Origin of the sequence: Spirilliplanes yamanashiensis (assembly GCF_016863475.1) — a bacterium.
GTDB lineage: Bacteria > Actinomycetota > Actinomycetes > Mycobacteriales > Micromonosporaceae > Spirilliplanes > Spirilliplanes yamanashiensis.
This window is the reverse complement of the sequence record NZ_BOOY01000039.1, coordinates 112,581-133,179: the sequence shown is the minus strand read 5'-3', so window position 1 is coordinate 133,179 and position 20,599 is coordinate 112,581. Positions and strand designations below refer to the sequence as shown.

The 20,599-nt window shown below is 75.1% G+C and carries 20 protein-coding genes; 7 read left to right on the top strand and 13 right to left on the bottom strand.

Features of this window, described 5'->3' with window-relative positions; translation table 11 throughout:
• Positions 1-9: 9 nt before the first annotated feature.
• Positions 10-519 (bottom strand): META domain-containing protein, encoded by a 510-nt coding sequence (locus tag Sya03_RS28270; protein ID WP_203941473.1) that lies wholly within the window; start codon positions 517-519, stop codon positions 10-12.
• Positions 520-891: 372 nt separating this feature from the next.
• The gene (locus Sya03_RS28265) at positions 892-1,575 is read right to left on the bottom strand and encodes a hypothetical protein (protein ID WP_203941472.1); all 684 of its coding nucleotides are present in this window, start codon (positions 1,573-1,575) and stop codon (positions 892-894) included.
• Between the two features lie 139 nt (positions 1,576-1,714).
• Between Sya03_RS28265 and Sya03_RS28260 the strand changes: the two genes are divergently transcribed.
• Entirely contained in the window at positions 1,715-3,868 is a 2,154-nt protein-coding gene (locus Sya03_RS28260; RefSeq protein ID WP_203941471.1) for an RCC1 domain-containing protein, read from the top strand.
• A gap of 17 nt (positions 3,869-3,885) precedes the next feature.
• Here the strand turns inward: Sya03_RS28260 and Sya03_RS28255 are convergent, their stop codons facing one another.
• Positions 3,886-4,455: a TetR/AcrR family transcriptional regulator gene (locus Sya03_RS28255; RefSeq protein WP_203941470.1), complete on the bottom strand. Its 570-nt coding sequence runs from the start codon at positions 4,453-4,455 to the stop codon at positions 3,886-3,888.
• An 85-nt stretch (positions 4,456-4,540) separates the two neighbouring features.
• Between Sya03_RS28255 and Sya03_RS28250 the strand changes: the two genes are divergently transcribed.
• Complete coding sequence (locus Sya03_RS28250; protein ID WP_203941469.1) at positions 4,541-4,714, top strand: hypothetical protein; 174 nt, start codon at positions 4,541-4,543, stop codon at positions 4,712-4,714.
• On the top strand, positions 4,711-5,229 hold the full coding sequence (locus Sya03_RS28245; protein WP_203941468.1) for a DUF2269 domain-containing protein: 519 nt from the start codon (positions 4,711-4,713) through the stop codon (positions 5,227-5,229). Before Sya03_RS28250 ends, Sya03_RS28245 begins: the two co-directional genes overlap by 4 nt.
• A gap of 139 nt (positions 5,230-5,368) precedes the next feature.
• On the opposite strand, the gene Sya03_RS28240 is transcribed toward Sya03_RS28245, so the two are convergent.
• Together Sya03_RS28240 and Sya03_RS28235 are read right to left on the bottom strand one after the other, a co-directional pair.
• Positions 5,369-6,025, bottom strand: coding sequence for a dihydrofolate reductase family protein (locus Sya03_RS28240; RefSeq protein WP_203941467.1), 657 nt, complete (start codon positions 6,023-6,025; stop codon positions 5,369-5,371).
• Between the two features lie 28 nt (positions 6,026-6,053).
• A complete protein-coding gene (locus Sya03_RS28235; protein ID WP_203941466.1) occupies positions 6,054-6,395 on the bottom strand; it encodes an MmcQ/YjbR family DNA-binding protein in 342 nt (113 codons plus the stop codon).
• 67 nt (positions 6,396-6,462) lie between these two features.
• Here Sya03_RS28235 and nadE point away from each other — a divergent pair, with 67 nt between their 5' ends.
• The gene (gene nadE / locus Sya03_RS28230; protein ID WP_203941465.1) at positions 6,463-7,287 is read left to right on the top strand and encodes an NAD(+) synthase; all 825 of its coding nucleotides are present in this window, start codon (positions 6,463-6,465) and stop codon (positions 7,285-7,287) included.
• 10 nt (positions 7,288-7,297) lie between these two features.
• Here the strand turns inward: nadE and Sya03_RS28225 are convergent, their stop codons facing one another.
• Positions 7,298-8,776, bottom strand: coding sequence for an FGGY family carbohydrate kinase (locus Sya03_RS28225; RefSeq protein WP_203941464.1), 1,479 nt, complete (start codon positions 8,774-8,776; stop codon positions 7,298-7,300).
• Between the two features lie 5 nt (positions 8,777-8,781).
• A complete protein-coding gene (locus Sya03_RS28220) occupies positions 8,782-9,360 on the bottom strand; it encodes a dihydrofolate reductase family protein (protein WP_203941463.1) in 579 nt (192 codons plus the stop codon).
• A gap of 192 nt (positions 9,361-9,552) precedes the next feature.
• Between Sya03_RS28220 and Sya03_RS28215 the strand changes: the two genes are divergently transcribed.
• The gene (locus tag Sya03_RS28215; protein ID WP_203941462.1) at positions 9,553-11,184 is read left to right on the top strand and encodes a sensor histidine kinase; all 1,632 of its coding nucleotides are present in this window, start codon (positions 9,553-9,555) and stop codon (positions 11,182-11,184) included.
• Positions 11,185-11,187: 3 nt separating this feature from the next.
• Here the strand turns inward: Sya03_RS28215 and Sya03_RS28210 are convergent, their stop codons facing one another.
• Positions 11,188-11,382: a hypothetical protein gene (locus tag Sya03_RS28210; protein WP_203941461.1), complete on the bottom strand. Its 195-nt coding sequence runs from the start codon at positions 11,380-11,382 to the stop codon at positions 11,188-11,190.
• A gap of 158 nt (positions 11,383-11,540) precedes the next feature.
• Here Sya03_RS28210 and Sya03_RS28205 point away from each other — a divergent pair, with 158 nt between their 5' ends.
• Complete coding sequence (locus Sya03_RS28205) at positions 11,541-13,037, top strand: RICIN domain-containing protein (protein WP_203941460.1); 1,497 nt, start codon at positions 11,541-11,543, stop codon at positions 13,035-13,037.
• A gap of 12 nt (positions 13,038-13,049) precedes the next feature.
• Here the strand turns inward: Sya03_RS28205 and Sya03_RS28200 are convergent, their stop codons facing one another.
• A complete protein-coding gene (locus Sya03_RS28200; protein WP_203941459.1) occupies positions 13,050-14,294 on the bottom strand; it encodes a metal-dependent hydrolase in 1,245 nt (414 codons plus the stop codon).
• Positions 14,295-14,371: 77 nt separating this feature from the next.
• Here Sya03_RS28200 and Sya03_RS28195 point away from each other — a divergent pair, with 77 nt between their 5' ends.
• The gene (locus Sya03_RS28195) at positions 14,372-15,412 is read left to right on the top strand and encodes an AraC family transcriptional regulator (protein ID WP_203941458.1); all 1,041 of its coding nucleotides are present in this window, start codon (positions 14,372-14,374) and stop codon (positions 15,410-15,412) included.
• A 13-nt stretch (positions 15,413-15,425) separates the two neighbouring features.
• Here the strand turns inward: Sya03_RS28195 and Sya03_RS28190 are convergent, their stop codons facing one another.
• The 4 genes from Sya03_RS28190 to Sya03_RS28175 form a co-directional block, all read right to left on the bottom strand.
• Positions 15,426-16,985 (bottom strand): peroxidase family protein, encoded by a 1,560-nt coding sequence (locus tag Sya03_RS28190; protein WP_203941457.1) that lies wholly within the window; start codon positions 16,983-16,985, stop codon positions 15,426-15,428.
• Between the two features lie 18 nt (positions 16,986-17,003).
• Positions 17,004-17,597, bottom strand: a complete 594-nt coding sequence (locus tag Sya03_RS28185) for a hypothetical protein (protein WP_203941456.1) — start codon at positions 17,595-17,597, stop codon at positions 17,004-17,006.
• A gap of 119 nt (positions 17,598-17,716) precedes the next feature.
• Positions 17,717-18,916, bottom strand: a complete 1,200-nt coding sequence (locus Sya03_RS28180; RefSeq protein ID WP_239107912.1) for an MFS transporter — start codon at positions 18,914-18,916, stop codon at positions 17,717-17,719.
• Positions 18,913-20,544 (bottom strand): FAD-dependent oxidoreductase, encoded by a 1,632-nt coding sequence (locus Sya03_RS28175; RefSeq protein WP_203941455.1) that lies wholly within the window; start codon positions 20,542-20,544, stop codon positions 18,913-18,915. Before Sya03_RS28175 ends, Sya03_RS28180 begins: the two co-directional genes overlap by 4 nt.
• Between the last annotated feature and the right edge of the window lie 55 nt (positions 20,545-20,599).

The window sequence follows — 20,599 nt, the reverse complement described above, 5'->3', positions numbered from 1 at the left end:
GACAGCGCATTACCCCGCCGACCGGCTCTCAGCCGGCACGGGCTTCATGTCGAGCCTGCCGGCCGGGCCGGTCCGGACGAAGGTGAGCCGCACGCCGCTGCCCTGGACGGTGAGCTGTTCACCGTCCGAAGCCAGCACGGTGACGTGTACGGGCGGCGCCTGGGAACCGTCGCCCGGCGCGCTCGACGTGACCGGGGGGCCGGACGTGACGGCGTGGATGCCGGTGACGGCGGCCACCTCGGCCGGGTTGTCGCCGGCGTATCCGACGAGGGTGGTGATCGCTTCGTAGACGTCGAAGCCGGCGCCGGCGCCGGTGACGTGCCCGTTGATCACGTTGACGCCGTCGGAGGCGAGGAGCGTGCCGTCGGCCGCCAGTTCCAGCCACGCGCCGACGGACGCGGGGATCGCGGTGGTGCCGCGGCGGTCGGTCACCGCGGCGAGACGCCAGTGGCTCCCCAGGTAACCGGCACTGACGACGCCGGGCGACGCGGGCGGCAGCGACGCGACACCGCCGCGCACGGACGTCCTGGTGACGGCGGGCCAGCAGGACGCCGATCGCGGAGACGACGAGGACGCCGGCGGCGGCGAGGATCGGGACGGTCCGGCGGCTCCGCCGGCTGGGCGTGTCGGTCACATCGGGTGAACCGGTTAACGCCCTCCGGCGTTGCGCCGTGGTCGGCGACTGAGCGCTGGTGGGCCGCCGAGGTTTCGCGTCAGCTGGTGGGTGAGCCGCCCGGGGTCGATCGCGCCTGCGAAGAACCGGTCGGCTTCGGCTGCGTGGCCGTCTCGCGCAGGATGCTTTGTGCTCCAGAACGGTGGCGCACCGCAGCAGCAGGCCGTCGTGGTGCACCCGCGTCTCCACCGCGCACCATGCGGACGTGGTCACCCACGTCACGCGGACTGTGCCTCCCAGGTGAAGCCCACCGACGCCGTCGCGCCCTCCGCCGTCTCCGGGGTCGCGATGTCGAGGCGCATGGTGATCCGGTACACCCGGGAGGTGCCGTTGGTCCAGGTGGCCAGCGCGGACGGCAACCCCGTCGCATAGGTGCTCGGGAACGAGTTGATCACGTCGGAGAAGCACCCGGCGCCGCTGCACACCGTCGCGCCGTTGGGGTGGGTGGCGGAGTCCCAGGTCGTGGTGGCGCCCGCGAACCCGGCGCAGCCGAACGCCCCGGCCGTGCCCTCCTCCACCGAGATGTGCGTCGTCGGGAGGATGCCGGTGCCGCCGGTGCCGTTGGTGCCGGACCTGGTGGTCACGAACAGGCGGACCGCCGCCGGCGCGGTGCCCGTGTAGTCGACCTTGACGCAGTTCACGCGGCTCTGGCCGGGTTTGAGGGCGGCGGCGCTGACCTGGCCCGTGCCGGGCACGCCGGTGGTGAACAGCGCCTGGCCGGAGTCGTCGTCGCCGAGGGTGACCGAGCCCGCCGCCCAGGTGCTGGTGGGGTTGGCGGACTGGGTGGTGAACGCCGAGGAGGAGGTGCCCATCATCAGGACGGCGCCGACGAGCAGGACGAGGGTGAGCGCCAGCGCCGGACCACGGGCGGTGCGTGTCCGGCGCACGGCGTGCGGCCTCATCTGTCGGTCACCTCCGGGGTGTCCCATCGACCCGGCCGGGCATTGGTTGAGGATTCATCAACCCGGCGGGTCCGTGGCCGATGGGTGCGGGGTGACTCGGCACGGGACTGGCTTACTGGCGGGGGCGTTCGCTCTGCTCGTGGCCGCCCTGTACGCGCTCGGCGGGGTCGAGGCCGCGTTCACCGCCACGACCGCCAACCCGGCCTCGGCGCTGTCGGCGGGCGCGGACTTCACCTCCGGTCAGCTCTGGCGTTCGGGCGCCGATCCGACGCCACCGGACCAGCCCACCCGGGTCGGCGCCGCCACCGGGTGGACCGGCCTCGCCGCGGTCAGCACCCACTCGTGCGGCATCCAGTCGCCGGGCACGCTGTGGTGCTGGGGCGACAACGACGCCGGGGAGCTGGGGCTGGGCGACACCAGCACCCGGTCCCGGCCGGTGCAGGTGGGCAGCGCCACCAACTGGACCGCCGTCACCGGGGCCTACGGGTTCACCTGCGGCATCCGCGACACCGGCACGCTGTGGTGCTGGGGGGACAACAGCCGGGGCCAGCTCGGCCTGGGCAACACGTCCGAGCCGGCGACGCCGACGCAGGTCGTCGGGTTCACCGACTGGCGCTCCATCGCGGCCGGCTACAACCACGCCTGCGCCACCCGCACCAACAACTACCTGTACTGCTGGGGCGCCAACGACGTCTACCAGCTCGGCCTCGGCGCCACCGGCGACAGGAACGTCCCGACGCGGGTCGGCGCCGCGGCGGACTGGGGTCCGGCCCTCGCCGTCGGCACGAACCACGGCTGTGCCATCAAGACCGACGCCTCGCTGCACTGCTGGGGGGCGAACGGCGACGGCCAGCTCGGCGTCGCCAGCGGCGACACGACGCAGCGCACCTCGCCGGCCCAGGTCGGCCTCAACACCGACTGGGGCACCATCACCGCGGGCAGCAACCACTCGTGCGGCACCCGCGGCACGGCCCTGTACTGCTGGGGCAACAACAACCGCGGCCAGCTCGGCGTGAACAGCACCACCGACGGCACCGTCCCCGCGATCGTGTCCTCCGGCGCCTCCTGGTCGCGCGCCGACGGCGGCCGGGAGCACACCTGCGGCCGGCGCACCGACGGCTCACTCTGGTGCTGGGGCCTCAACGACCACGGCCAGCTCGGCCAGGACAACACCACCCAGCGGCTGGTCCCCACGGCGACCGACACCGGCTACACCTCGACCATGTCGCTGGGCGACTACTTCACCTGCGCGATCAAGACCGGCGGCTCGCTGTGGTGCTGGGGGGACAACAACGACAACCAGGCCGGCACCAACACCGTCAACGTCCCGACGCAGGTCGGCGCCGTCGCCACGTGGGTCGGGGCGGGCTCCGGCGACAACCACACCTGCGGCGTCCGGTCCGACGGCTCGATCTGGTGCTGGGGCGACAACAAGTACGGCCAGCTCGGCCTCGGCGACGACCTCTCCCGGGCCGAGCCCACCCGCATCGGCGCCGGCACGACGTGGCGGGAGGTCGTGGCGGGGGTCAACCACACCTGCGCGGCGCAGACCGACAACACCCTCTGGTGCTGGGGCTACAACGCCGACGGCCAGCTCGGCCAGGGCAACACCACCTGGCAGTCGAGCCCCGTCAAGGTCGGCACCTGGACCGACTGGACGAGCATCACCGCGGGCTCGTACCACACCTGCGGCGTCCGCGGCACCGGCGCGCTGTACTGCTGGGGCGCCAACTGGCTCGGCCAGCTGGGCATCAACAGCAACACGCCGACGCCCACCGTGACCCAGGTCGGCGCCGCGACAACGTGGACGAGCGTCACCTCGTTCCTGCAGACCACCTGCGGCACGCAGGGCAACACCCTCTTCTGCTGGGGCGAGAACGGCAGCGGCCAGCTCGGCCTCGACGACACCACCCAGCGCACCAGCCCGCAGCAGGTGCCCGGCACCACCTGGCTGCACGTGTCGGCCGGCAACTACCACGTCTGCGCCACCCGGACCGACCGCAGCCTCTGGTGCTGGGGCGCCAACGGCAGCGGCCAGCTCGGCCTCGGCGACACCACCGACCGGGACCAGCCCGCCCGGGTCGGCACCCTGACCACCTGGTACCGGCCCGCGCTGGGCGTCAACATCAGCTGCGCCGTCAGCGACAACCGCACCGCCTGGTGCTGGGGCAACAACGGCGACGGCCAGCTCGGCCAGGGCGGCTTCACCAACGCGAGCACCCCGGTGCAGATGCCGGGCGGTGAGTACGCCGCGGTCTTCGCCGGCTTCAACGGCGTGCACCTCACCCGGTGACCGTTCGGCGGCCGCGGTCAGGCCGGTGGGCGTAGCCCGGAGACGGTGACCGCGACCAGGCGCCGGACCGCCGCCTCGGAGGTGAGGGTGGTCGCCGCCGACAGCGCGTGCAGGCAGTAGCCGGCCAGCTCGGCGGCGGGGACGTCGGTGCGGACCTGCCCGGCGCCGGCCGCGTCGGCGATCAGGCCCTGGACGAGGGCGGACAGCTGCTGGTGGGCCCCGGTGACGTGGGCGCCGCGGTGCAGTGCGGCGGCGACGGCGCCGTCGTGGCCGTGGCGGGCCATGGCGGCGTAGGCGCTCAGCACGGCGGTGAGCCGGTCGGCGGGGGCGCCGGGGCGGTCGCGGAGCTGGGTGAGGTGGGTCAGGTGACGGCCGACGTGCCGCTCGTGCCAGGCGTGCAGGACGGCGTCGACGTCGGGGAAGTACTTGTAGAGGGTGGCGCGGCCGATGCCGGTGGCCCCGGCGAGGCGCGACATCGTGATGCCGGTGAGGCCGTGCTCGGCGACGAGGGCCGCGGCGGCGTCGAGGGTGGCGTCGCGGACCGCGGCGCGGTGCGCCTCGATCGTCTCGTTCCACAGCTTCGGCACCCCGCCACCATACAGGCCGCCCGTGGCATGACATCCTGACGGTATGTGGACATGGTGTCTCGATAAATCGATCGGGAGGTACGGGATGACGAATCGCGACGCGGGGCCGCCGGGCGTACCGCGGTGGGTGAAGGTCGTCGGCCTGGTCGTGGCCGCCGCGGTGCTGGTGCTGGTCGTCGCGCAGCTGACCGGCCTGGCCGGCGACCACGGGCCCGGCCGCCACCTGGCGGGCGGCGGCGCCCCGCCGGTCCGGGGGTGACCGTCCTGCGCCCCGGGGCGCGCCGGGCGGCGCTGGTGCTGCACGTCAGCACGTCCGTCGGCTGGTTCGGCGCCGTCCTGATGTTCCTGGTCCTCGCGGTGACCGCGCTGCGCAGCCGGGACGACGCGGTGCTGCGCGCCGCGCACCTCGCGATGGACGTGACCGCCCGGCTCGTCATCGTCCCGCTCGCGGCCGCGTCGCTGGCGTCCGGCCTGGTGTCGTCGCTGGGCACGTCGTGGGGGCTGCTGCGGCACTGGTGGGTCCTCATCAAGTTCGCGCTGGTCCTCGTCGCCACCGCGGTGCTGCTGCTGCAGCTCGGGCCGATCGGAACCCTCGCCGACGCGGCGGCCCGCGGCGCCCTGACCGAGCTGCCGCAGGCGCGGCTGTCGGCCGTCGTGCACGCGGCCGGTGGGCTGCTCGTGCTGCTCGCCGCCACGGTGCTGGCCGTCTACAAGCCGCGCGGGCTGACCCGCTACGGGTGGCGCCGGACCACCGGCGCGCCGGGGCCGACGTGAGCGGGCCACCCCTTCCAGGTGATGGAGGTCATCGACAACGCCGTCATGCTGTCCCGTGGCAGCTCCCGCCGCAGCCGTCGGCCGCGGTGGCGGCCGCGAGCGTCATGGGCGCGGGCGCCGGAGATCCGCGCGGTTGTCGTCAGGCGCCGCGCGCGCCCTGTCGTGCCGCCCGGCGGGTGAACGTGAGGTGGGTGACGCCGCTGGGCGACGAGACCGCCTCGACGGCGTACGCGTCCTCGAGGGCTTCCAGGCCGTCCCAGAGGCGGACGCCGCGGCCGAGGACGATCGGCACCTGGACGAGGTGCATGTGGTCGACGAGCCCCGCGGCGAGGAAGTCGCGGACGACGGTGGGGCCGCCGCCGATCCGGACGTCCCGGCCGCCGGCCGCCGCGCGGGCCGTCTCCAGGGCCTCGGCCGGGGTGGCGTCGAGGAAGTGGAACGTGGTGCCGCCCGCCATCTCGAGCGGGCCGCGCGGGCGGTGGGTCAGCACGAAGACCGGGGTGTGGAACGGCGGGTCGTCGCCCCACCAGCCCGTCCAGGCGGGGTCGTCCTGCCAGCCGGGCGGGCCGAACTTGTTCGCGCCCATGATCTCGGCGCCGATGCCGGGCCCGTGGCGTTCGGCGAAGGCGTTGTCGATGCCCGCGGTGCCGGCGGCGGCGTCCCAGAAGCGGGTGCCGAACATCCACTCGTGCAGGCGCTCCCCCGCGTGGCCGAACGGCGCGTCGGCGGACTGGGGCTCGCCGGTGGCGAAGCCGTCGAGGGAGATGGACAGGTTGTGGATCCGTGCGAGTGACATCCGCGCTCCTCGTCGTCGAAGGCCGGCGTCAGCCGCCCAGGCGCTGCCGCGCCACGAATTGTGGCACCACCATCCGCCACGCCTCCGTCACCAGCTCCGTCATGTGCGGCGGGTCCAGCCGTGCGAGGTGGCAGCACACCCAGTTGAAGCGCAGGTCGGCCGGCTCGGGCAGGAAGAAAAGGTCCGGTTCGCCGGCGATCAGGGCGTCCCGGTCCTCCTTCGGGTGGGCGAAGCCCATCGTGGCCTCGTCGCGGGAGAACGCCACGTACACGATGGACCCGACCCGGAACTTCACGCGGTCCCGGACCAGGTGCTCGGTCGTGCGGGGCAGGGTCCGCGTCAGCGCCCGCACGTCGGCGACGGTGACCATCCCCCGACCGTAGTGCAGGACGGGTGACGCCGGGACCGGTGGCGGCGGGCCGCATACAGTAACGCGGGTGGCGAACCTTCGTGATCAGATCATCGCCGAGCTCGGCGTCCGGCCGTCCGTCAGCGTCGCGGACGAGGTGCGGCGCCGGGTCGAATTCTTGAAGGCGTACCTGCGGTCGACGCCCGCCACCGGCTACGTGCTGGGCGTCAGCGGCGGCCAGGACAGCACGCTGGCCGGGCGGCTGTGCCAGCTGGCCTGCGCCGAGCTGCGCGCCGAGGGCACGGAGGCGGCGTTCGTCGCGGTGCGGCTGCCGTACGGGGTGCAGGCCGACGAGGCCGACGCGCAGGTGGCGCTCGCGTTCATCCAGCCGGACCGGTCCGTCGCGGTGGACGTCCGGCCCAGCTCCGACGCGGTGGCCGCGCAGGCGGCGGCGGGCCTCGGCGAGACCGGGCTGCGCGACTTCGTGCGCGGCAACATCAAGGCCCGGGAGCGGATGGTGGCCCAGTACGCCATCGCCGGCCAGCTGAACATGCTGGTGGTGGGCACCGACCACGCGGCCGAGGCGGTGACCGGCTTCTTCACCAAGTACGGCGACGGCGGCGTGGACGTCACCCCGCTGACCGGGCTGACCAAGCGGCAGGGCGCCGCGCTGCTGCGCGAGCTGGGCGCGCCGCGCAGCACCTGGGAGAAGGTGCCCACCGCCGACCTGGAGGACGACCGGCCCGCGCTGCCCGACGAGGTGGCGCTGGGCATGACGTACGACCAGATCGACGACTACCTCGAGGGCGCCGACGTGCCGCCGGAGGTGGCCGCCCGGATCGAGGCGACGTTCCTGGCGACCCGCCACAAGCGGGCGCTGCCCGTCACCCCGCTCGACGACTGGTGGCGCTGACGCCCGCGCGTCAGCCGCGCACCAGGGCGTCGTACACCGCGGCGAACCGGGCGCGACGCTGCGCGTAGTGCTCCACGTGGGCGGGCCGCGGCTCGTACGTGGCGCCGGTGGCCCGGGGCGCGCGCGGCACGCCGGGCGCCAGCACGTCGAGGGCGAGCAGGGCCGTGCCGCGCTGCGTGGCGCGCCGCCGGGTCACGTGGGTGACGGGCCGGCCGAGGACGTCGGCGAGGACCTGCAGCCACTCGGGCTGGTCGTTGCTGACCCGGCCCGCCGCCGCCACCTCCAGGACACCCGGGGCGGCGGGGCGCAGCTCGTCGGCGACGCGCGCGTAGGTCATGGCGACGCCCTCGACGATCCCGCGGAACAGGGTGTCGGCGTCGGTGGCGGCCGACACCCCGGTGAGGACGGCGCGGGCCCCGCCGACCCAGCCGGGCGCGCGTTCGCCGGTGAGGTACGGCAGCACGAGCGGGGTGGCGTCGGTGGGCGGCGCGGTGAGGACGGCGCCGAGCGCCGGGCTGAGCCGCAGCGTCTCCTGCGCCCAGCTGACGGCGCGGCCGACGTCGTTGATCGCGCCGCCGAGCAGGGTGTGCCGCGCCCCGACGCGGTAGTTCCACAGCCCGGACGGCAGCGGATCGGCGGGGCCGTCGAGCAGCACCCGCAGCGCGCCGCTGGTGGCGGTGGCCGCGGTGAGCACCGTGGCGTCGGTCGCCCCGGCGCCGATGTTGCTGGCGAAGCCGTCGGTGATGACGGGGAACCACACGGCCCGGGCCAGGGCGGGCCGGCGGGCCGGGGCAGCGGGCGGCGCGGGTTCCGTCATGTCGCGCGGCGGGGACAGCTGCGCGGCGGCGATGCCGGCGGCGGCGAGCAGCTCGGCGTCGAGCTCGCCGGTGCGGCGGTCGAGCAGGCCGGTCCACGCCATTGTGGACGTCCCGGCGAGCGGCTGCCCGGTCAGCCGGGCCAGGATGTACTCGCCCAGCGACCACCAGTGCGCGGCCGCGGCGACGACGCGCGGCTGGGTGGCCGCGAGCCAGCGCAGGCGCGGGGCGTGGTAGCTGGTGTGAAGGCGGGTGCCGGTGCGCTGCTGCACGGCGTGCTCGTCGAGCTCCGCGCGCAGTGCCGCGACCGCGGCGGCGCTGCGCGAGTCGGCGTAGGTGATGCACGGGGTGAGGGCGCGCCCGGCCGCGTCGACGGCGATCAGCGAGGCGGCGAAGGTGTCCATCGCGACGCCGGCGATGCGCGTGCCCAGCCGCCGGTCGCCGGTCACCGCGTCGAGGACCTGCCCGACCTCGGCGGTCACCTGGTCGGGGTCGATGACGGAGGTGCCGTCGGGGGCGACCGTGAAGGCGTGCGGCACCTTGTGCTGCAGGCCGCGCACCGGCCGGCCGGACGCGTCGTACACCCCGCCGCGGGTGGCGGTCGACCCGATGTCCATGGCCAGGACCAGCGGGTCCAGTGCCGCGTCGAGCGCGACGTCGTCGGTGCGGGGCATCGCGGTCAGCGCCGGACGTCGTAGATGAGCTTGAGGATGCCGTTGGGATAGCTCTGCGACTCCCGCAGCGTCAGCATGTGCTTGTCCCGGTCGGCCCGGCCGAACAGGCTCTTGCCGGCGCCGAGCAGCACCGGGAAGACGAGCAGGTGGTACCGGTCGATCAGGCCGGCGTCCGACAGCCGGCGGGCCAGCTCGGCACTGCCGTGGATGAAGATCGCCCCGCCCTCGCCCCGCTTGAGGGCGGCGACGTCCTCGGTCGAGCGCAGGATCGTCGTCGGCCCCCAGCCGTCGACGAGGGCGTCGTCGGTCAGCGTGCCCGACACCACGTACTTGGGCAGGTCCCGGTAGGCGGCGTGGTCCTCCGAGCCCGGCCAGACCGGCGCGAACGCCTCGTAGCTGCGGCGGCCGAACATCAGCGCCGTCGTGTCGGCGAGCTCCTCGCCCTTCAGCGACCACGCCTCCTCGACGAACTCCAGGTCCTTGAACACCCACCCGCCGCTGCGGTGGCCCTCCCCCGGCCCGCCGCCCGGCGAGTCGACCACGCCGTCCAGCGACATGAAACCGGTGTAGACCAGGTCACGCATGGGTTGTCTCCTCCTGCTCGGCCGGGCTGCCCGGTCTCAGGCTAGACCGCGGCCGCCGGGTCGCGCCGATGCCGGGTCGCCGCGCCGGACATCGCGATACGCTGCCCCGGCAGCGCCTGTCCCCCGTCCCCCCGGGCGGCGCCGCACGCACGACGCGGACGAGGCGAACGCAGCGGCGAAGGGGGACCGGGCATGGGCCGTCCGGACGTCACACCGGTCATCTGCAACCACCAGGTGCTGCACGAGCCGGAGGCCGTGCTGGCCGCGGCGCTGGAGGCGTACGTCGCCATCGACTCCACCGACCGGGTGGTCGGCTGGAACGCCGCCGCCGAGGCGACGTTCGGTCACTCCCACGCCGAGGCGTGCGGGCGCGAGATCACCGCCCTCATCATTCCGGAGCGGTTCCGCGACCAGCACCGCGCCGGCCTGCGCCGGGTGGCGGCGGGCGGCCCCGGGCGGGTGCTGGGGCAGCGGTTGCAGCTGAACGCGCTGCACCGCGACGGCCACGAGTTCCCGATCGAGATGACGCTGACCGCCACGGACACCCCGGGCGGGCCCGTGTTCCACGCCTTCGCCCACGACGTGACCACCGCGGTGCGCGCCGGCCGGTTCTCCGCGGTGGAGACCGCGGTGTCGCGCGGGCTGGCCGAGGCGGAGTCCAGCGGGGCGGCCGCCGCCCGGGTCGTGGAGGCGCTCGGCGTGAAGATGGGCTGGCCGGTGGCCGAGCTGTGGCTGGTGGACGTGGACCGGCAGCTGCTGCTCTGCGCCGCCCGGCACGCCGAGCCCGGCCGCCGGCTGGGCGCGTTCGCGATCGACGAGCTCGACTACGGCATGGGGCTGCCCGGCCGCGTCCACGGCGAGCGCCGGCCGCTGTGGATCCCCGACCTCGCCGCCGACACCGGGTCCGTGCGCAGCCGGGCCGCCGCGGCGATCGGCCTGCACGTCGCGGTGGGCGTGCCGATCTGGGCCGGATCCACCATCCTCGGCGCCCTGTGCGTGTACGGCGACCGCGCGGAGGACCCGGAGGACACCCTCACCGGGCTGCTGTCCGGCGTCGCCGCGCACGTCGGGCAGTACCTGGAGCGGCGACGCGCCGAGGAGCTCGCCGTCGAGCTGGCCCGCACCAAGGACGAGTTCCTCGCGCTGGTCACCCACGAGCTGCGCAACCCGCTCACGGCGATCACCGCCACCGCGGCGATGGTCAGCGAGGAGACCGGCACGCTGACGCCGCAGGAGCTGGGCCGCTACCTCGACACCATCACCCGCAACGCGCAGCGGCTCACCGTGATGGCCGAGGACCTGCTCGACCTGGCGCGCCTGGAGTCCGGCCACCTGGCCATCCACCCCACCGCCGTCGACCTCGCCGGCATCATCGACACGGCCGTGCAGGCCGTCGCCCGGCCGGTCGCCGACAAGAACCTGACCGTCACGGTCACGGTGCCGCCGCGGCTGCCGCTGCACGCCGACCCGGACCGGCTGCGCCAGGTCGCCGACAACCTGCTGTCGAACGCCATCAAGTACACGCCCGCCGGCGGCACCATCACCGTCACCGCCGGCACCCGCACCGACGACGACGGCGTGGACCGGATCACCTGGTCGGTCGCCGACAGCGGCATCGGCATCCCGCCCGCCGACCGGCCGCGGCTGTTCCGCCGCTTCTACCGGGCGTCGTCCGCCCTCGACCGGCGGATCCCCGGCACGGGCCTGGGCCTGGTCATCACCCGCGCCATCGTCGAGCGCCACCAGGGCACCATCGCCCTGGCCGACCAGCCCGGCCCGGGCACCACCTTCACCATCGAGCTGCCCGTGAAGCCACCCGCCTGAGCGCTAGCCGGCGGGCGGCGGCGGGCACTCCACCCGCTTCTTCCGGAACAGCGGGGCGCCCGGGTCGGCCAGGGCCCGCTCGTGGGCCTGCGCCCACGCCGCCCACACCCGCATGAACTCGCCCTGCTGCTCGTCGGAGAGGCCGGCCCGGCCGGCCTCGTCGGCGGCGCCGTGGAAGATCGCCAGAAATCTGCCCATCGGCGCATGGTACGGCCGGTAATAAAATCAGTGTCTTCCTCAAGGTCGGCGCCCCCGCGGCCGATGTGAGCGTCATGGTCCGTCGAGCGCGAGCGTGGACCGCGCCGGGGCGCGGGCCGCTCCTGGGCGCGCCACGCGCCGGCGACGACCGCGGGTCGATGCCGATGGCGATGCTGCTCACCGTCGTCGCGCTCGGGCTCAGCATGGTGCTGGCGTCCGTGGTCAGCGCCGAGCAGCGCAACACCCGCCGCGACACCAGCCGGATGACCGCCCTGGCCGCCGCCCAGTCGGGCCTCGACGTCGCGCTGAGCGCTGTCCGGCTCGCCCGGCGCACCGACGGCACCGGCGACCCGCAGGCGCTGCCGTGCACCACCGCGCCGCGCCCGGCGCTGTCCGGGCCGGTCAGCGCGGGCGGCGGCGCCACCTTCAGCGTGCGGGTGTACTACTCGACCACCCCGCCGGTCGCCGGCACCGTCCCGTCCTCGCTGTGGGGCTGCGGGCCCACGGCCACCGGGATGCCGGCGTACGCGCTGATCGTCTCCACCGGCACCGCCGGCATCAGCCGCACCATGTCGGCCACCTACACGTTCACCACGGTCATCCAGAACGAGAAGGTGCCCGGCGGCATCATCCGCAGCTTCGGCAACGCCGGCACCCCCGACTACTGCTTCGCGGCGGGCTCCACCGCGCCGCTGAACACCCAGCTGCTCATCCGGCCGTGCAACCCGGCGGACGCGCGGCAGCAGTTCGCGTACACCGCCGGCCTGACCCTGCAGCTGACCAAGATCAAGGCCGGCGGGCAGCGGCTGTGCGTGGACGCCGGCACGATGGCCCTGAACGCCCCGGTCACGTTCCAGCTGTGCGCCGCCGACCTGGTGGCCCGGCAGGTGTGGGGGTCGGACGACTCCAGCGCCTTCTACGTGATGCCGAACGCGACCACCCGCCGGTGCATGGAGTCCAGCGCCGAGTACGCCGACGCCACCGTGCAGCTGGTCGCCATGAAGTCGGCCTCGTACTGCACCCAGCCCGGCACGTGGCAGGTCCAGCAGACGTTCTTCACCTCGTCGGCGACCGGCGGCGGCAAGGCGGGCCCGGCCACCGGCCAGCTCGTCAACGGGGCGCAGTTCGGCCGGTGCATCGACGTCACCGCCGACGACGTCACCTCCGAGTACCTGATCAGCTTCCCGTGCAAGCAGCCGCTCACCGGCGAGGTGCTCTGGAACCAGCGGTGGAACGTGCCGCAGGTGCCGGCGGGGGAGGACCACGCCGACGGGCCCATCTGGACCGTGCCGACGGGCACCACGCAGGCGTACTGCCTGCGCGGCCCCGGCACCACGGCCCGGCCGGGCTACTACGTCGTCGTCACCACCTGCAACCCGGGCGGCATCGTCGCGGCCGCCCACCAGTGGCGGGTGTGGGGCGACACCGGCAACAAGACGACCAGCTACCGCATCGAGTCGCTGGCCCCGGGCGGCCCCGGCACGTGCCTGACCGTCACCGACCCGGCCGCGCCCAACCCGGACCTGTGGGACGAGACCTGGAACATCAACGCCAGCAAGCTGGTGATGGGCACCTGCAACGGCACCGATTTCCAGAAGTGGAACGCGTCGTCCGTCAGCACGGCGGCGACGGTCCGCGACGTCACCGAACGCTGACCCCCGGCGCGGTCACTCGCCGTCGAGCAGGTCCTGCCGGGGCGGAACCCACGGCGCGGGCAGGCCCGGGCAGTCGTCCGCCGGCGGGCCCACCGCGACCTCGGCCAGCCCGAGTCCCGCCTCGCGGTCGAAGCGCAGGTCGCCGACCACCCAGCCGCCGGCCGCGGGCGCGGCCCACGGGGCGCGGGCGAATCGGAGCAGCGCGCCGACGGCGCAGTACTCCGTCGCGAGGCTCGCGAACAGCCCGGCCGGGAGCGCCAGCTCCCCCACCCAGACGACCTCGCCGGTGGACGGCCGGCCGACGCTCTGCAGCCGGGCGGTCGACTCCCCGCCGGCCGACGGGAACGACTCCGCGCACCGCTGCGCCGTCACCCAGCCGGGCGCCAGCGAGTGGAACGCGCGCCGGACGACGTAGGTGTCCGCCGTGCGCTGCACGGCCAGCACCTCCCGGCACACCGGGTTGGCCGGCATCGGCGTCAGCACGACGTCGAGGGTGCGGGCCGCCGGGAAGCCCTCGGCCAGCAGCGCCTCGAACCGGCTGTCGGCCGCCCGGGCGGTGACCGCGAACGCGGACGTGACGACCAGCCAGGCGGCGATGCCGGCGGCGAGCGCCACCCGGGCGGACGCGAACCGGCCGACCACCACCAGGCCGGCGGCCAGCACCGTCAGCACGGCCGCCAGCGACGGCGGCACGAACCCGCTGAACCAGCTCAGGCCCAGCCCGGCGAGCACCACCAGCGCGACCAGCACCCGCGCCACCCGCGAGCGCAGCGTGAACACCAGCACCGCCGCGCACGCCCACAGCAGCGGCTCGACGATGAACACGGCGTCGCCGTAGTACCAGCGGTTGTCCACCGGCCAGAACGGGTGCACCCCGTAGCTGTTGGTGAAGTCGAGCCCGATGTGCAGCAGCGGCGCCGCCACCGACAGCCCGGCCAGGAACCAGGTGTCCGCCGGGCGCGGCCCGACCTTCCGGTACCGCCACCAGAGCCGCACCGCGAGGAACAGCACCACCGACAGGCCGAGCGCGCCCAGCACGGTGTGGGTGTGCCCACGGTGGTGCAGCAGGTAGTCCAGCGTGCTACCCGCCCACTCGGTGTAGAGCACGTCGGCGTCGGGCAGGTTGCCGCCCACCGCCATGACGCCGATGGCGGTGAACCGGCGGGCCCGGTCGCTGAGCACCGCGGACGGGGCGATGGACCGATGGACCGACTCACCGACCATGACACTGATCAGCGTGTGCGTCACGTTGTCCATGGCCGGAGATCCTAGGCCGGTCCCACGTCCGGGTGCCGCCGCCGCGGCGGCCGCGTCGATCCGTCTACGGTGGAGGCGTGAGAGACCACCGCCGGCCGCGGCCGGCGCCCCGCGTCCCGCACGCGGGCACGGCCCCTCCCGCCGGCGGTGCGCCGGTCCAGCGCCTCTCGCTCGCCTCCAGCGACATCGAGCAGGTGCGCGCCTTCGGCGGCAGCATGTTCTACCCGCGCAAGTTCCTGCGCCCGCTGCGCCGCTCGGGCCGCCTGACGGCGCAGTTCAACGTCCTGCGCGTCGGCGGCCTCACCATCGGCGACGTCCGGTACGGCGCCGACGTGACCCTCGGCTACGAGCAGCCGGACGCCTACCAGGTCGGGGTGCCGCTGGCCGGGCGGCTCATCGCCCACCAGGGCGGCCGGGCCATCGTCGGCGCCGGTGACCAGGCGCCGGTCTTCCGGGTGGACGAGGACGTCACGCTCGACCACTGGGGCGCCGACTGCCGCCAGCTCGGCGTGAAGATCGATCCCACCGTCCTGGAACAGCAGCTGCAGACCCTCCTCGACGTGCCGATCCGCGAGCCGATCCGGCTGCCCGCCCAGCTCGACATCGCCGACGGCCCCGGCCGCAGCTGGGCCAACCTGATCCGCCTGACCGCCGCGGAGTTCGGCGCGGACACCGGCCTGCTCGACCACCCCCTGCTCGTCCACCGCCTCCAGGACGCCCTCACCGCCGGCCTGCTGCTCGCCGTCGACCACCCGTACCGCGAGCACCTGCTGCGCAGCGACCAGGCGTACCGGCCGGCGCCGGTGCGCCGCGCGGTCGACGTCATCCACGCCCACCCCGACCAGCCCTGGACGGTGGGCACGCTGGCCCGGGCCGCGGGCGCCAACGTCCGCACCCTGCAGGCCGGCTTCCGGCGCTACCTCGGCACCACCCCGATGGCGTACCTGCGGCACGTCCGCCTGGAGCGCGTCCACGAGGACCTGCTGGCCGCCGACCCGCGCGAGACGTCGGTGGCCGACGTCGCCCACCGGTGGGGCTTCGTGCACATGGGCCGCTTCGCCGGCGCCTACCGCGACCGCTACCAGGCCAGGCCCTCGCGGACCCTGCACGGCCCGTGACCGCACCGGACGGTCAGGCGGCCCCGGCGTAGCGCAGCAGGTCGACGAAGCCGAACTGGCCGGTCGCCGGGGCGATCGGCGGGGCCGGTTTCCACGCCGCGTCGAGGTACAGGTACGAGTTCGGGTCGCGTTGCAGGAGGCCGACCAGGGTCTCCGCGACGATCCTGCCGCCCACCGGGCCGAGCCGTTCGCCGTTGTACGGCGGCAGTTCGGCCTCCTTGAGGATGTAGAACCACAGGGGCGCCTCACCCGCCCAGCCCGGGTCGTTGCTCAGGCCCAGGGTGGCGTTGGACAGCGCGGTGACGCGCATCGCCCGGGCGACCTGCTGGCCGGAGGGCAGGCCGACGTGCTTGCCGCGCAGCGTGTTGCGCACCGCCAGGTTGACCGTGGGGTCGGGCGGCGGGACGACCGAGCCGGGGAGCGTGCTGAGCGGCAGCGACAGCCTGGTGTCGATCTTGCGGGGCTTGCGGGCCGGGAACGCCGGGTCGACGGGCAGGATGTTCTTCCACTCGATGACCAGGTCGGCGGGCACGGGGCGGCCGCCGTTGAGGTTGAAGCCGCCGTCCGGGCCGAAGACGGGGACGCCGCCGCGGTCGAGGGACGCCTGGTTGATGACGTAGAACGGCCGGATGATGCTGTGGCCGAAGCGGTAGGCGGCGACGGCGAACTCGACCGGCATGAAGGGGCGGCCGTCGCGGTTGGTGGGCCGGTAGTAGGTCAGGTTGATGACCGGCGCCCGGCCGGCGACCTCCTTGTACACCGTGCCGTTCGGGCCCACGAGGTCGTCGCCGACGATGCGGGGCAGGAAGTCGTGGGTGACCGCCCACTGGTAGTGCCACCGGGTCAGCCGGCGCGCCGTCTCGAAGACCCACTCGCGGCGGATGCCCTGGGCGCGGGCGAGGTCGACGATGCGGTTGTGGAACCGGGCGACGGCCTGGTGCAGCTGGACGACGATGAGGTTCTCGTCGTTGCGCGACTCGGGGATGATCGCACGGCCGGCGCTGTCGCGGGCCATGTCCGGCACGCCGTTGACGTTGGTGGTCACCAGCAGTTTGTCGCGGTCGGCCGGGTCGTAGAACTGCGGTTCGGTGGCCGGGCCGCGGCCGTAGACCGAGTCGAGGTCGTAGCGGGGCGACCGGTAGTTGGTGGTGGCGTCGGGGTCGGCGGTCTGCTGGTCGAGCGGCGTGTTGTCGAACGTGATGTCGTGGTCGATGAACTGGCCGATGAAGGTGAAGCCGGCGAACAGCCGCGGGCTGGTGCTGAGGTGGCTGTCGTCGGGCACGGTCTGGTCCTCGACCATGGACCGGGCGAGGCCGTCGAGCAGGTCGTCGCGCGGGGCGAAGGCGGGCAGCCGCTTGAACATCGTCCCGAACCGGCCCTCGGCCAGGCGGTCCTTGCTGGTCAGCAGCATGCCGCGCAGCGGTCTGCCGTGCAGGGCGCCGCCGGGGGCGGCGTGCGCGGCGGCCGCCGGCCAGCCGACCGTGGCGCCGGCCGACACGGCGGCGGCTCCGGCGAGGAAGGTGCGGCGCGACGGGCGGCCGAGGGGCCGGCCGGGGCGGTCGTCAGCGTTCATGACTGTCCCCTTCGGGTGTCACTTGACCGTGATGTTGCCGCCCGCGAGCACGCCCGCCCGGGTGTAGAACACGGTCGCCGGGTCGAGTGTGGATGCCACGGTGGTGTCGCTGGACAGCGTGATCGAGAAGAAGTCGCCGGGCGACGGGACGTGGTCGCCGTCGTTGTCGCGCACGATCACCTCGAAGCGGCAGTGCGGCGCGGCGAGCCTGCCGCGGGCCTGACACTCCTCCGGGTAGCCCGCCGGGGCCGGCGTGGTCGCCCGGTAGCGGCCCAGGAAGATCAGCTCGTTGCCACCGGGCGGCGGGTTCCGGCCGATGCAGAGCATGCTCTCGGTGACCGAGTCGAGGGCGTCGGCGGTCCCGTGGATGCCGAACGGGCCGCCGATGGGGTTGGCGCCGTGGTCGTTGTAGCTCAGCTGGGTGCGCAGCTGCCCGGTCGGCGGGTTGGGGCCGCCCCGGTCCTGGCAGCTGAAGGTGAAGCCGAACGACGCCTGGCCGTTGTACAAAGGACCTTGGGGCGGAAGGTGTCCGCCGCCGCGGCCGTTGCAGGCGGCCAGGGCCGCCAGGAGCAGGGCCGCCACGGCGAGCGAGGTGGACCGCCGGCTTCGCATAGTCCCTCCACGGCGGGCCGGATCGGGTTCGGCTCGCGCCACCCCGGGTTGTATACCTGCGTCCGCGAACGGGTCAACCCGCGGCATGCCATCGTGCTGCCCGCGAACAACTGGCGCGTTCAGCTTGCCTCCCGGGCCGCCGCCAGGGCGGCGGCGGCCACCGCGCACAGTGCCGCGACGGCGGCGAACATCGGCAGGTGGTGGCCGGTCGCGTCGGTCAGGGCGGCGGCGGCGAGCGGGCCCGCGGCCCGGGCCAGGGTCACGGGTACGACGAGCAGCCCGGCGAGGGTGGCGTAGTGGCGCGGGTCGTAGCGCTCGGCGAGCAGCACGGGCCGGGCGACGGTGGCCACGCCGAAGCCCAGCCCGAAGCCGGCGACAGCGGCGATCGCACCGCCGGTGGTGGTCCCGGCGACGGGCAGCAGCGCGGCGGCGACGGCCTGCCCGGCGAAGACGGCCGCGGTGACGGCGGCGGTGCGGCCGCGGCGCCCCAGCGCGGTGGTGACGAGCCGGCCCGCGACGGACAGCACGCCGAGCAGCCCGGCGACCGTGGCGGCGAAGGCGGGCGGGTGTCCCCAGGCGACCAGCGCGGCGACGAGGTGGACGGCCACGGCGCCGGTCGCGGCGGTGTGCGCGGTGAACCCCAGCGCGAGCAGCCGGAACGCGCGGTCGGTGCGCACGGCGCGCGGCGGCGCGGGCAGGGCGGCCGGCCCGGGGCGGCGGTCGGGCCGGCGCACCGCCAGGGCGTGCAGCGGCACGGTCGCCGCCTGGACGGCGGCGAGGACGAGCAGCGCGGTGCGCCAGCCGTGGGCGTCGACCAGCCGGCCGGTGAGCGGCAGGAACACGGGGCCGGCGAACCCGGCCACCACGGTGACGGCGAGGATCGCCCGGGCGCGCCGGTCGGCGCCCGTCAGGCCGACGACGACGGCGAACGCGGCCTCGTAGAGGCTGGCCGCGGCGGCGACGCCGATGCCGAGCTGCACCAGGTAGAGCTGCGGCAGGCTGCCGACCTGCGACCAGGCGGCCAGCAGCGCGGCCCCGGCGCCCGATCCGGCGGTCATGAGGGCGCGCCCGCCGTGCCGGTCGAGCCACCGGCCGACCGGCACCGCGACGGCCGCGCCGGCGAGGACGCCGGCCGTGTAGGCGCCGGTGACGGCGGTGGTGCCCGCGCCGAGGTCGGCGGCGACCGGGACGAGCAGGACGGCGAAGGCGTAGTGCAGGGTACCGTAGCCGACGGTCTGGGTGACCGCCAGCGCGGCCACGACCGCGGCGCCGCGCGGGCCGGTGCGCGCACCGGCCGGCGCGGCGCCGGGCGGGCTCACGAGCAGCAGCCGCCACCCGCCGCCGGGGTGAGGCTGATCAGCCCCGTGACGGAGGGCGCCTCGGCCATCCGCAGGGCGGTCTCGGGGTCGAGGCCGATCTGCTCGGCGGCGGCGCGGACCGCGTCGCCGGTGCTCGCCGCGGCCGGCAGCAGCGCGACCGTGGCGGCCGCCAGCCGGACCGGGACGTCGGGGGTCACCCGGAAGCGGGCGGCGAGCTCGCGGGCGGTGTTCTCCGCGCCCAGGGTGGCGCTGCACACCCCGGTCTCGGGCAGGTCGAGCTGGACGTCGTCGGCGGCGGCGAGGTCGCCGGCCAGCGCCGCGGCGACGGACCGGACCTGCTCGTAGCCGGTCGCCATGAGGAACGTGGGCGCCCGCCCGTAGGACTTCATGCCGACGGCGTAGTAGTGCGGCTCGGGGTGGCTCAGCTCGCGGTGGCCGTGCGGGGGCACGGTGCCGCAGGAGTGCTCGTTGGGGTCGATGACGCCGGCCAGGGTGCGGGTGCAGCCGAGGACGGGGTCGAGGTCCAGCCGGAGCTCGGTGGCGATGCCGTGGTCCGGGCGGAAGCCGGTGGCGGCCACGACGCGGTCGGCGGTCAGGGTGCGCCCGTCGGCGGCGGCCAGTTCGACGCCGCCGCCGGTGCGGCGGACGGTGTGCACGCCGAAGCCCTGCACCAGGGTGACCCGGCCGGTCTCGACGAGCGCCCGCAGGCCGCTGCCGAGCGCGCCGCGGGCGGGCAGCTCGTCGGCGCCCTCCCCGCCGAAGGCGCGCTGCACGGAGCCGCCGCGCACCGCCCAGGTGATCCGGGTGCCGGGCGCGGTCTCCGCGAGGCGGGCCAGGTCCAGCAGGGTGTTGGCGGCGGAGTGTCCCGAGCCGACGACGACGGTGTGCCGGCCGGCGTGCGCGTCGCGGGCGGCGCCGAGGACGTCGGGCAGGGCGTGCTCGACGAGGCCGGCGGCGTCCGCCTCGCCGTGGGCGGGCAGCCCGTCGGCGCCGAGCGGGCTGGGCGTGCGCCAGGTGCCGGACGCGTCGACGACGGCGGCGGCGAGCAGCTCGGTGCCGTCGGCCAGGCGGACGACGAACGGCAGGTCGGCGCGGCCGGCGGTGCGCACCCGGTCGGCCCCGGCGCGGCTCATGGCCACCACGCGGGCTCCCAGGCGCAGGTGCGGCGCGATGGCGGGCAGCTTCGCCAGCGGCTGGAGGTACTGCTCGACCAGCTCGGCGCCGGTGGGCAGGGCCTCGTCGTCGGGGGCGGCCCAGCCGGCGGCGTCGAGCAGCCGCCGGGCGGCGGCGTCGATGTTGTAGCGCCACGGGCTGAAGAGGGCCACGTGACCCCACTGCCGCACCGACGCGCCGGCGGCGTCGCCGGCCTCCAGCACGACGAACGGCAGGCCCCGCTCGTGCAGGTGCGCGGCGGCGGCCAGGCCGACGGGCCCGGCGCCGATCACCACGACGGGGTGCGGGCGGGTGGCGGTGCCGCCGGCCGGCTGGGCCGTGGCGTCCGCCGGTCCGCAGCAGCTCGCGCCCTCGGCGACGGCGTCGGCCCTCGCCTGCGGGTCGCAGCAGGCGCCGGCGCGCTCGGCCGCCTGGGCGGTGCCGCAGCACGGACCGGCGGCGGTGTTCTCGCTCATGGGACCCCTTAGCTAGACAGTCATCTAGGTACGAGACGAGAGTTGCACGATACCT

Bases quoted from the DNA above. Each gene is read 5' to 3' on its own strand.
- Sya03_RS28265 (WP_203941472.1), bottom strand. From the start codon at position 1,575: ATGAGGCCGCACGCCGTGCGCCGGACACGCACCGCCCGTGGTCCGGCG.
- Sya03_RS28250 (WP_203941469.1), top strand. From the start codon at position 4,541: ATGACGAATCGCGACGCGGGGCCGCCGGGCGTACCGCGGTGGGTGAAG.
- Sya03_RS28240 (WP_203941467.1), bottom strand. From the start codon at position 6,025: ATGTCACTCGCACGGATCCACAACCTGTCCATCTCCCTCGACGGCTTC.
- Sya03_RS28235 (WP_203941466.1), bottom strand. From the start codon at position 6,395: ATGGTCACCGTCGCCGACGTGCGGGCGCTGACGCGGACCCTGCCCCGC.
- Sya03_RS28225 (WP_203941464.1), bottom strand. From the start codon at position 8,776: ATGCCCCGCACCGACGACGTCGCGCTCGACGCGGCACTGGACCCGCTG.
- Sya03_RS28220 (WP_203941463.1), bottom strand. From the start codon at position 9,360: ATGCGTGACCTGGTCTACACCGGTTTCATGTCGCTGGACGGCGTGGTC.
- Sya03_RS28215 (WP_203941462.1), top strand. From the start codon at position 9,553: ATGGGCCGTCCGGACGTCACACCGGTCATCTGCAACCACCAGGTGCTG.
- Sya03_RS28210 (WP_203941461.1), bottom strand. From the start codon at position 11,382: ATGGGCAGATTTCTGGCGATCTTCCACGGCGCCGCCGACGAGGCCGGC.
- Sya03_RS28205 (WP_203941460.1), top strand. From the start codon at position 11,541: ATGCCGATGGCGATGCTGCTCACCGTCGTCGCGCTCGGGCTCAGCATG.
- Sya03_RS28200 (WP_203941459.1), bottom strand. From the start codon at position 14,294: ATGGACAACGTGACGCACACGCTGATCAGTGTCATGGTCGGTGAGTCG.
- Sya03_RS28190 (WP_203941457.1), bottom strand. From the start codon at position 16,985: ATGAACGCTGACGACCGCCCCGGCCGGCCCCTCGGCCGCCCGTCGCGC.
- Sya03_RS28185 (WP_203941456.1), bottom strand. From the start codon at position 17,597: ATGCGAAGCCGGCGGTCCACCTCGCTCGCCGTGGCGGCCCTGCTCCTG.
- Sya03_RS28175 (WP_203941455.1), bottom strand. From the start codon at position 20,544: ATGAGCGAGAACACCGCCGCCGGTCCGTGCTGCGGCACCGCCCAGGCG.